Origin of the sequence: Microbacterium sp. (assembly GCF_051953575.1) — a bacterium.
In the GTDB taxonomy this organism is placed as follows: domain Bacteria; phylum Actinomycetota; class Actinomycetes; order Actinomycetales; family Microbacteriaceae; genus Microbacterium.
Genome location: NZ_JBQCIP010000107.1, coordinates 1 through 4,843, shown reverse-complemented (window position 1 = coordinate 4,843; position 4,843 = coordinate 1). Strand labels below are relative to the sequence as shown.

General features: G+C 67.9%; 5 protein-coding genes and 1 pseudogene. 2 read left to right on the top strand and 4 right to left on the bottom strand.

Translation table 11 applies throughout. From position 1 onward, the window contains the following. The coding region (gene rplC / locus ACTHNQ_RS07075) for a 50S ribosomal protein L3 (protein ID WP_440332323.1) at nt 1-464 on the bottom strand (464 nt) is incomplete at its 3' end. 8 nt (nt 465-472) lie between these two features. Beyond that, nucleotides 473-781 (bottom strand): 30S ribosomal protein S10, encoded by a 309-nt coding sequence (rpsJ, locus tag ACTHNQ_RS07070; RefSeq protein WP_018171443.1) that lies wholly within the window; start codon nt 779-781, stop codon nt 473-475. Between the two features lie 548 nt (nt 782-1,329). Here rpsJ and ACTHNQ_RS07065 point away from each other — a divergent pair. Together ACTHNQ_RS07065 and ACTHNQ_RS07060 are read left to right on the top strand one after the other, a co-directional pair. Next, a complete protein-coding gene (locus tag ACTHNQ_RS07065) occupies nt 1,330-2,898 on the top strand; it encodes a sugar transferase (RefSeq protein ID WP_440332320.1) in 1,569 nt (522 codons plus the stop codon). Next, a complete protein-coding gene (locus ACTHNQ_RS07060) occupies nt 2,895-4,031 on the top strand; it encodes a glycosyltransferase (RefSeq protein ID WP_440332319.1) in 1,137 nt (378 codons plus the stop codon). The genes ACTHNQ_RS07065 and ACTHNQ_RS07060 overlap by 4 nt, the downstream gene beginning before the upstream one ends. 89 nt (nt 4,032-4,120) lie before the next feature. On the opposite strand, the gene ACTHNQ_RS07055 is transcribed toward ACTHNQ_RS07060, so the two are convergent. Together ACTHNQ_RS07055 and ACTHNQ_RS07050 are read right to left on the bottom strand one after the other, a co-directional pair. After that, nucleotides 4,121-4,339 carry a hypothetical protein gene (locus ACTHNQ_RS07055; RefSeq protein ID WP_440332317.1) on the bottom strand — a complete coding sequence of 73 codons (219 nt, stop codon included), beginning with the start codon at nt 4,337-4,339 and terminating at the stop codon, nt 4,121-4,123. Between the two features lie 161 nt (nt 4,340-4,500). After that, nucleotides 4,501-4,843: pseudogene (locus ACTHNQ_RS07050) on the bottom strand (elongation factor Tu); the annotation flags it as partial.

The window sequence follows — 4,843 nt, the reverse complement described above, 5'->3', positions numbered from 1 at the left end:
ATCGAACCGGGCTTGCGGTGGTTGCGGTGCGCACCGTGCGAGGCGGAGACGCCCTTGAAGTTGTGGCGCTTCATGACACCGGCGGTGCCCTTGCCCTTGCTCGTGCCGACGACGTCGACGAGCTGGCCGGCCTCGAACGTGCCGTCCACCGTGAGCTCCTGGCCCAGCGAGTAGTCGGCGGCGTCGGCCGTGCGGATCTCGGTCACGTGGCGACGCGGCGTGACGCCGGCTGCCTCGAAGTGAGCCGAGAGGGGCTTGTTCACCTTGCGGGGGTCGATCTGGCCGTACGCGATCTGCACGGCGTTGTAGCCGTCCTTCTCGGGCGTACGGATCTGCGTGACCACGTTCGGCGCGAGCTCGATGACGGTGACGGGAACGAGCTTGCCGTTCTCGTTCCACACCTGGGTCATGCCGAGCTTCGTGCCCAGCATGCCCTTGGAAACCTTGGAGTTGATGTCAGCCATGTCGAACCTCAGAGCTTGATCTCGATGTTGACATCGGCCGGGAGGTCGAGACGCATCAGCGAGTCGACAGCCTTGGGCGTCGGGTCGATGATGTCGATCAGACGCTTGTGGGTGCGCATCTCGAAGTGCTCGCGGCTGTCCTTGTACTTGTGAGGCGAACGGATCACGGCGATCACGTTCTTCTCGGTCGGAAGGGGCACCGGGCCCACGACCGTCGCGCCCGCACGGGTCACGGTGTCGACGATCTTGCGCGCCGACGAGTCGATGACCTCGTGGTCGTACGACTTCAGGCGAATGCGGATCTTCTGTCCCGCCATTGTCTGCTCACTCTCTTTCTCGCGTCATACCCCTGTGGCATTGGACGCACGTGGGCGCTGAGCGCCCTGGCACTTCTGCACCGCTTGCGCGGGGCGTGCTGCACCGCTGTTCTGCTGTCAATCCGGATGCCGCGCCGAAGCGCTGCTCCCCGGCATCCGTTCTCCGCCCGCGCGAAGCAGGGCTCCGCTGGAAGTGGATTCTGGATGTGGTGGTTCTGCTGCCCGCGGCCTAGGACCCTGCGCGTTGCGCTGCCTATGCACTGCCCTGGCAGTGATCCAGCGCACGCCAAGAGGGGCACTGGAATGTGGAACCTCACTAGTCTACGTGCGGCCCGGGCGTGTCGCAAACTCGGGCGTGTCGCGACGCGGGTATGCTCGGCCGTTTCTCAGCCGGCGCTCCCTCTCGGCCGGAGACCGTCTCAACCCGCGCTTCCCGCATTCGCGAGGTCGTGGCAGAATGACTTCACGCAACCCGCGGCGAACTGGGAAATTTCGCCGGCATGCAGTGACCCGAATCCTGCGCGGGGTTGCGCTGGGGAAGGGGAGCAGTGGCGTCGAATTTCGTCGACGCGGCACAGCAGCCGTACGGCGACGCATATCAAGGTCGTTCGACCAAGCGAGGGTCCACCGGGGAGGGCGGCTCTGGCACCATCGGCGTACCTGCGGGCTACAGCCGCGCGAGCGACCATTGGCGCGACCGGTACGCGCGCCGCCTGTGGCTGAGCGATCTTGCGGTGCTCGCCGCGGTCGTGTTCGGCACGCAGATCGCATGGTTCGGCCTCGGCACCACGGACGTCGTCGTCCGCGAGGACTCCGTACTCAGCGAGCTGTCGTACTGGGGCTTCTCCACGGGCCTGCTCGTGGCCTGGATGTGGGCCCTGAGCCTGGCAGACTCCCGCGCCGCCAGGATCGTCGGCAGCGGCTCCAGCGAATACACCCGGATCGTCTCGGTGAGCACCCGCCTGTTCGGCATCATCGCCATCCTCGCGTTCCTCCTGCGTGTCGACGTCGCCCGCGGATATCTCCTGATCAGCTTCCCCGCAGGCGTCGCCATCCTCCTCATCGAGCGCTGGGTCTGGCGGCGGTGGCTGATCGCCGAGCGCGCCAATGGCGGGTGGAGTGCGCGGGTGCTCCTCGTCGGGTCGCGCGCGTCGGTCGCGCAGATCGCCGAGGCTCTGCGCCGCACACCGAGTGCGGGCTACCGGGTGGTCGGCGCGTGCGTCCCCGAGGGCGTCGCCGGAGCCGTGGTGCCCGGGACCGACATCCCCGTGTGCGGGGACATCGGGAGCGTGCTGGATGTGCTCGACGCGGTCGACGCCGATACCGTCGCCGTCACCAGCACCGACGAGCTGCCTCCGTCGGGGGTCAAGCGCATCTCGTGGGCCCTCGAAGCCGATCGCCGTCACCTCATCCTGGCCCCGAACATCGCCGACATCGTCGGCCCGCGCATCCACACGCGCCCCGTGGCCGGACTCCCCCTGATCCATGTCGAGACGCCCCGCTACAGCAAGGGCCAGCGCTTCCTGAAGCGGGCCGCCGACATCCTGGTGAGCGGCCTGGCCCTGATCCTCCTGTCGCCGCTGATGGCGGCGCTGGCCTTCGCCGTCCGGGCGACGACCTCGGGCCCCGCGCTGTTCTGGCAGACCCGTGTCGGACTGGACGGCCGTTCCTTTCCGATGGTCAAGTTCCGCACGATGGTGACCGACGCAGAACAGCGGCTGGCTGAAGTCGAGACCGGTCGCGATGCGGGGAACGAGATCCTCTTCAAGATGATGGAGGACCCCCGCGTCACGCCGATAGGCCGCTTCCTTCGTCGCTACAGCCTCGATGAGCTCCCGCAGCTCCTCAACGTCCTCACGGGATCCATGTCGCTCGTCGGGCCACGCCCCCCACTCCCCCGCGAGGTCGCCCGGTATGCCGACCACGTGCACCGGCGCTTCATGGTCAAGCCCGGCATAACGGGCCTCTGGCAGGTGAGCGGTCGCTCGACGCTGTCGTGGGAGGAGTCGGTACGGCTCGATCTGTCCTACGTCGACAACTGGACCCTCGCGGGTGATTTCGTCATTCTGCTGCGCACCGCGCGGGCGGCACTGCTCCCGGGGAGGACGGCAGCATGAGCGGACTTCTCGTCACGGAGTGGATCGAGGCGGTGGGCGGCGCCGAGAAGGTGCTCGACCGCGTTGCGGGCCTGTTCCCCGACGCGGGGATGCTCTGTCTCTGGAACGATGCGCCGAACCGTCACTCGGGGCGCAAGGTGCGCGAGACCTGGCTGGCTCGGACACCGCTGCGCCGGCACAAGGCGCTCGCGCTGCCGGTCATGCCGCTGACGTGGCGCATCCCGCGCCAGATCGCCGGCGACTGGGCGCTCATCGCATCACACGCCTTCGCGCATCACGTGCGATTCACTGACGACGCGATGCCGACCTTCGTCTACGCACACACTCCTGCCCGCTATCTGTGGGCACCCGAGCTCGACGGCCGGGGCGACAACCTCGCCGCACGAATCGCGGCGCCGCCCCTGCGGGCTCTCGACCGCCGGACGGCGTCGCGTGCGACCGCGATCGCCGCCAACAGCCGGTTCGTCGCCCGCCGGATCGAGCGCGCTTGGGGGGCCGAGGCGTCAGTCATCCATCCCCCGGTCGAGGTCGAGCACATCGCGTCCGGGGCATGGCGCGGGCAGCTCAGCGATGAGGAGAGGCGCATCCTAGATGCCCTGCCCGAGCAGTTCGTCCTCGGAGTGTCGCGTTTCATCCCGTACAAGCGACTCGACCTCGTCATCGAGGCCGGTGTGGCCCTCGGGCTGCCGGTGGTGCTCGCGGGGTTCGGCCCTCTCGAACAGGAACTGCGGGCGAGGGGCGAGGCGGCAAGGGTGCCCGTGCGCGTTGAGGTCGCTCCATCCGACGCGATGGTCTTCGCCCTGATGGAACGCGCCAGTCTCTTCGTGTTCCCACCGGTCGAAGACTTCGGGATCGTTGCGGTCGAGGCCATGGCGGCCGGCACCCCGGTGATCGCGAACCGCCTGGGTGGCGCCAGCGAGTCCATCGAGGATGGCGTCGGCGGTGCGCTCTTCGACCCGCGCTCGCGCAGCGAGCTGACAGCGGCGGCCACGCGGAGCTTCGACCTGGACCGTGGGGCGATCGTCGAGCACGCCCACCGATTCGACGCGGTGGAGTTCGACCGGAAGTTGGTGGAGTGGATGAGCCGACACGGCGCGAACGTCGAGGCACAGGTCTCCGCGCGAGTGAGCTGAGACGGCGGTCCCCAAACGCACGATCTCAGCCACCGGCGGATGAGGGAGCGGCCCGGGACTTCCCGGGCCGCTTCCGCATGAATGCCGCTCTATTGGTTGCCGACCGCTCCGTCGACTTTTCCGCGGACATCGTCGACTGTGCCGTGATGCTCCTCCGGCACGACCTTCTTGGCGAGGTCCGACGCCCCATCGAGTACCTGGTCGCTGATGCCCTCCGCTTGCTCCGACTTCAGGAAGTCGTCGATCTTGTCCTTGTTCTGCTCATAGAGCTGCTTGCCCTGGTTGACCAGGTCGTCGAATCCGCCCATGCTCACTCCTTCGCGCCCCCGAGTGCGGCGCCACGTCACATTCTGGCGGGAGGGATGCCGCCGGCGGAAGCCCTCGAAGACGCACCCTCGGCGTTCCGCGCCTGGCACGACGAACGCCCCCGAGCGATGCTCGGGGGCGTTCGTTCAGTGAGTCGGAAGACTTACTTGAGGATCTTCGTGACCGTGCCGGCGCCGACGGTGCGGCCACCCTCACGGATCGCGTAGCCGAGGCCCTCCTCCATGGCGATCGGCTGGATCAGCTCGACCGTCATGTCGGTGGTGTCGCCGGGCATGACCATCTCGGTGCCCTCGGGCAGCGTGATGACGCCGGTGACGTCGGTGGTGCGGAAGTAGAACTGCGGACGGTAGTTCGTGAAGAACGGGTTGTGACGGCCGCCCTCCTCCTTGGACAGGATGTACGCCGTGCCCTCGAAGTTGGTGTGCGGGGTGACCGAACCGGGCTTCACGACGACCTGGCCGCGCTCGACGTCGTCACGCTTGGTG

Coding starts and splice junctions, on each gene's coding strand:
- rpsJ (WP_018171443.1), bottom strand. CDS start 781: ATGGCGGGACAGAAGATCCGCATTCGCCTGAAGTCGTACGACCACGAG.
- ACTHNQ_RS07055 (WP_440332317.1), bottom strand. CDS start 4,339: ATGGGCGGATTCGACGACCTGGTCAACCAGGGCAAGCAGCTCTATGAG.
- ACTHNQ_RS07060 (WP_440332319.1), top strand. CDS start 2,895: ATGAGCGGACTTCTCGTCACGGAGTGGATCGAGGCGGTGGGCGGCGCC.